This window comes from Clostridium yunnanense, assembly GCF_016595795.1.
GTDB lineage: Bacteria > Bacillota > Clostridia > Clostridiales > Clostridiaceae > Clostridium_AR > Clostridium_AR yunnanense.
The window spans coordinates 1-5,058 of the sequence record NZ_JAENHN010000018.1 but is presented as its reverse complement, the minus strand read 5'-3'; the positions used below and the strand labels follow the sequence as shown (position 1 = coordinate 5,058).

The following is a 5,058-nucleotide window of genomic DNA, read 5'->3' as shown; positions in this document are numbered from 1 at the left end:
TTGCCAAGGTGAAGGTCGCGGGTTCGAGTCCCGTCTTCCGCTCCAAATATGCGGGTATCGTATATCGGTAATACTCCAGCCTTCCAAGCTGAAAAGGTGGGTTCGACTCCCACTACCCGCTCCATACTAAAGACAACTTATAACTTAAGTTGTCTTTTTATATTATAAGCTCCTATAGCTCAGCTGGATAGAGTGGTGGACTTCGAATCCATAGGTCGCAGGTTCGAACCCTGTTGGGAGCACCAAAAGCGTTGAAATAGCTAGGTTTCAGAAAGTTGAAGCCTAGCTATTTTTTGTTTTATAGTTTTTTGCTTAGAAAAATAGCAAATAAGATCTATTTGATGCAAGATAGATGAATTATTAGTTAGATTTAAATTCTAACTATTACAAGTGAAAGATTTTTGAAAATACATACAATAAAACATACAACAATATAAATTTTGATAATTTACCATAAAAAGTTTAATTTTATACTAATAAAACTAAAATGTTATACGATAATTAAATTGGAAGTTTAATTTAAAGAGTTTAACTTGGGAATCTTTATAGAGGGTTCCTTTACGAAAATTCAATTTAACTTGCTCGAAAATCCTGACATCTGAGTATTTTCGGCCATAAATAAATTAATATTTGAAGTTGGAACTCTATTTTATATTGAGGAGATGGGAGAGAATTATGGATATAGGAATAATTATCGGTATTGTGATAGGATTTGGTTCGTTAATTTTTGCTTTTATTGAAGAAGGTGGAAGTCCTTTAATGCTTGTGGCCTTTTCAGCAGCTGTGATAGTGTTTGGTGGAACTATAGGTGCGGTAGCGATATCTTTTCCAACAAGTAAATTAAAGAATATAGGAAAGATAGTAAAAGTTGCATTTACAAATAGAAAAGTTAATACAAAAGAACAAATAGAATTTTTTAAAGAACTATCAACTAAGACAAGAAAGAATGGATTATTGAGTATAGAAGGAGATCTATCCAACAATGAAATGGATCCATTTATAAAAAAAGGGCTTCAAATGGTTGTTGATGGTGTTGAACCTAGCACTATAAAAGGAATATTGGAAACAAAGTTAGAACAGATGTCAGAGCGTCATCATGATGGGGCTGGTATATTCGATGCAGCAGGCGGATTTTCGCCAACAATGGGGATAATAGGTACTGTTATGGGACTAGTACAGGTTCTTAGTAATTTAGATGAGCCTAGTACACTTGGACCTAAGATAGCAGTAGCTTTCATAGCAACATTATATGGAGTAGGTACAGCAAATTTACTTTGGCTTCCTTTAGCCAACAAGCTAAAAGCTCTTGATAAAGAGGAAATACTAGAAAAAGAAATGTCAATTGAAGCTATTATGCTTATTCAAGAAGGTGCAAATCCTAATACTTTAGTGGCCAAGCTAGAGGGATTTTTGACTGACAAAGAAGTAGCAGAATTAAATTCAAATAATGCTAATGATTAGAGAGGTATTATTTTATGAAAAAAAAGAGAGTAGAAAAGGAAAACAATGAACGATGGTTATTAACATATTCTGACTTGATAACTCTTCTTATGATATTCTTTGTAGTAATGTATGCCTCAAGTACTGTAGATGCGAAAAAGTATTCTCAAATTGCCCAATCTTTGAATTTAGCTATTGGGGGAGGAAAGAGTATTATAGGTACTTCTGATAATGCTAGTATTGATGCAAGTAAAATTACAGTGGAAGATGAGCTGATTAAGCAGGCGGCAGAAAGTGAAGCTAATAAGAAGGTAGAAGAACAGAAGTTAGAGAAGGTAAAAGAAGAATTAGATAAGATGATTGCTGGGTCAGATCTTAAAGGAAGCATTACAACTAGCCTTCAAGAGAGAGGACTTGTAATTAGCTTTAATGATACAGTATTCTTTGATAGTAGTAAGGCTGATGTTAAAACTGATAATCAGAAAAAACTTATTTCCTTAGCAGGAATACTTAATAAGATTGATAATTATATAAGAGTAGAGGGACATACTGATAATGTTCCAATAAACACTACATATTTTCATTCTAATTGGCAGTTATCTTCCGTTAGAGCTGCTAATGTGGTAGAGTTTTTAGTAACTAGAGGTGGAATATCTGCTGATAGATTATCTTCTGTTGGCTACGGAGAATATAGACCGGTGGCATCAAATGATACAGAAGAAGGTAAAAGCAAAAATAGAAGGGTAGATATACTTCTATTGAATACTAATTTAAATGCTTCTGAGACTAAAAAGTAAGGTTTTATTAAAGCAATGTGATTAAAATTAATTGGTTATTCATAGGATGTCTTAATGAGCTTACCCAAACAGTTAATATGGAATCTCCTGTATAACCAATTAATCTCAACAATAATATTAAACATAACAAAAAGTAAAATATATTATAGCATCAGTGATTATTGGGATAATATTGTTAATGATATTAGCTTAAGAATTACTGATGCTATTTTACTGTCTAATTAATAACGCATGAAGTCAAAGTCTTTACAAGGTATAATGGAAAGTGTTTGTTTTTTCGTAGGAAAGTATAATGTTTTAAATATTTAGTTTAGAAGTAGAAGATAAACTATACTTAGTAAGTTGACTTTTATTATTAATTGAAATACTATATTAAATGGATGGTAAACGTTAAAATAATTTTATTAATACAAATAATCTGCTTTAATCACATATCCTATTGTTTGATTAATAATCTATATAGTGTTATTTTATAATCTATATGAATAAATTACGGGGGAGGATTACTACACAAATATGGATAGATTTAAGAAATTTCTTAATTACTATGGACCATACAAGAAGCTTTTTTTTGCAGATATGGTCTGTGCATTGATATTATCTGGGATAGATCTTGTATTTCCAATGATAGTAAGATATTTAACTAACAACGTGTATATATTGGAAGATAAGAATACAATAATTAAGTATGTAATTTATGCAGGTTTAGCATTATTATGTATGTATATTGTAAGATACTTTTGCCAGTATTTTATAACTTCTTGGGGCCATATAATGGGGGCTAAGATGGAATCTAATATGAGAAAGGATTTGTTTGATCATCTTCAAAAACTATCGTTCTCTTATTATGATAATAATAATACAGGTACATTACAATCAAGAATAGTAAATGATCTTTTTGATATTTCTGAGCTAGCGCATCATGGTCCAGAAGATATATTTATATCTATACTTAAGTTAACAGGTTCATTCATAATACTTATGAATATAAATGTTAAGATAACTTTAATACTTTTCTTTATAACCTTGGTTATGTTATATTTCTCAATATTTTATAACAAGCATATGAATAGAGTATTTATGAAAAATAGAGAAAAGATAGCTAATGTAAATGCTATAGTACAGGATAGTCTTTCTGGTATTAGAGTAGTAAAATCATTTGCGAATGAAACAATTGAAAGTCACAAGTTTGACAAGGGAAATCTAGAGTTTCTTAAGAGTAAGGAAGATAATTATTTAATAATGGGAAAATTCTTTAGTGGAAATGGCTTCTTTCAAGGGCTACTATATGTGTCAGTTATTTTGGCTGGAGGCTTATTTATAAGTAATGGTACTCTAAAGGTAGCAGATCTTATGGTCTACATACTTTATATAAATATCTTTTTAAGTCCTATAGACAAGCTTGTTAACTTTACAGAACAGTTTCAAAAAGGACTTACAGGTTTTGATAGATTCCTACAAGTAATAAATACTGAACCGGATATAACAGATAAGAAAGGTGCTATAGATATTATAGAGCCAAAAGGAAATATAGAATTTAATAATGTATCCTTTAGTTATAATGAAAAACATAATATACTGGAAAATATAAATATAAGTATAAAAGCAGGTAGGAACGTTGCTCTTGTTGGGCCTTCTGGTGGTGGTAAAACTACTTTTTGTAGTCTAATTCCAAGATTTTATGAAATAAATGAAGGTTCAATTACTATAGATGGAATTGATATAAGAGATATAAAGCTTAAATCACTTAGAAACTCAATTGGGATAGTTCAACAAGATGTATATATGTTTACTGGCACTATAAAAGAAAATATAGCGTATGGTAAGCCAGGGGCATCCGATGAGGAAATCGTTGAGGCAGCTAAAAAAGCTAATATACATGAATTTATTATGTCCCTTAATGATGGGTATGATACTAGTGTAGGGGAGAGAGGCGTTAAGCTTTCTGGTGGACAGAAGCAAAGAGTATCAATAGCAAGAGTATTTCTTAAAAATCCGCCTATTTTAATACTTGATGAAGCTACGTCTGCCCTTGATAATGAGAGCGAAAAGTTTATACAGAAGTCTTTAGAAGATCTTTCTAAAAATAGAACTACATTAGTTATAGCACATAGACTTAGTACTATAAGAAATGCTGATGAAATAATAGTTCTTACCGATGAAGGGATAAAAGAACGAGGAAATCATAATGAGTTAATTGACTTAGATGGAACTTATGCTTATCTATACAATATGCAGTTTGAAAACATATCATAATTTAGTTTGAGATATGGGGCTTTGCTTTATGAAAATTAACAATTAGAGTTTAATCAAATAATACATGTATATGAGGAATGCAGAGTTCCTTTTATACATGTATTTTTAATTTTGAAGAGCTTAAATGAACAGTTTTAGTTAACAAGGTAGAAAGATTAATTCTTATAATTTAATAAGTTTTTACTGTGAGAAATTCTTATTGACGATATTATATTCTTCTTTAATTATGAATATTAAACAAGGAAGGAAAAAAAAGAAACTTGAAGGTATATTTAGAATTAAGCATATAAATCTATATAATTGACTATAGAATAGGTTGAGTTTTATTTTATATCATGTTATATTAAATATCGTTGTCTGACAAATTGATTTTGAATAACAAAAAAAATAATGTTGACAAGATTTGATTGAGATGATAATATGAATAAGCAGTTAAACATTGGTCTTTGAAAATTAAACAGAGAAGATAAACAAAGTCTAAATATAGACTTAAACTAAACCAGCAATTCTTTTGAAAAAAGACTTACTAAGTAAGTAAGCTATGATTAAACTTTAAATTGAGAGT

3 protein-coding genes and 2 tRNA genes are annotated in these 5,058 nt (G+C 30.1%); all 5 read left to right on the top strand.

What is annotated here, in order from left to right; translation table 11 throughout:
• Positions 1-50 precede the first annotated feature (50 nt).
• Positions 51-124: transfer RNA gene (locus JHL18_RS06325), tRNA-Gly, on the top strand.
• A 44-nt stretch (positions 125-168) separates the two neighbouring features.
• Positions 169-245: transfer RNA gene (locus JHL18_RS06320), tRNA-Arg, on the top strand.
• 430 nt (positions 246-675) lie between these two features.
• Positions 676-1,461 carry a flagellar motor protein gene (locus JHL18_RS06315; protein ID WP_200267252.1) on the top strand — a complete coding sequence of 262 codons (786 nt, stop codon included), beginning with the start codon at positions 676-678 and terminating at the stop codon, positions 1,459-1,461.
• A 14-nt stretch (positions 1,462-1,475) separates the two neighbouring features.
• Positions 1,476-2,237, top strand: a complete 762-nt coding sequence (locus JHL18_RS06310; RefSeq protein ID WP_200267250.1) for a flagellar motor protein MotB — start codon at positions 1,476-1,478, stop codon at positions 2,235-2,237.
• Between the two features lie 516 nt (positions 2,238-2,753).
• A complete protein-coding gene (locus tag JHL18_RS06305; RefSeq protein ID WP_200267248.1) occupies positions 2,754-4,493 on the top strand; it encodes an ABC transporter ATP-binding protein in 1,740 nt (579 codons plus the stop codon).
• Positions 4,494-5,058: the final 565 nt, after the last annotated feature.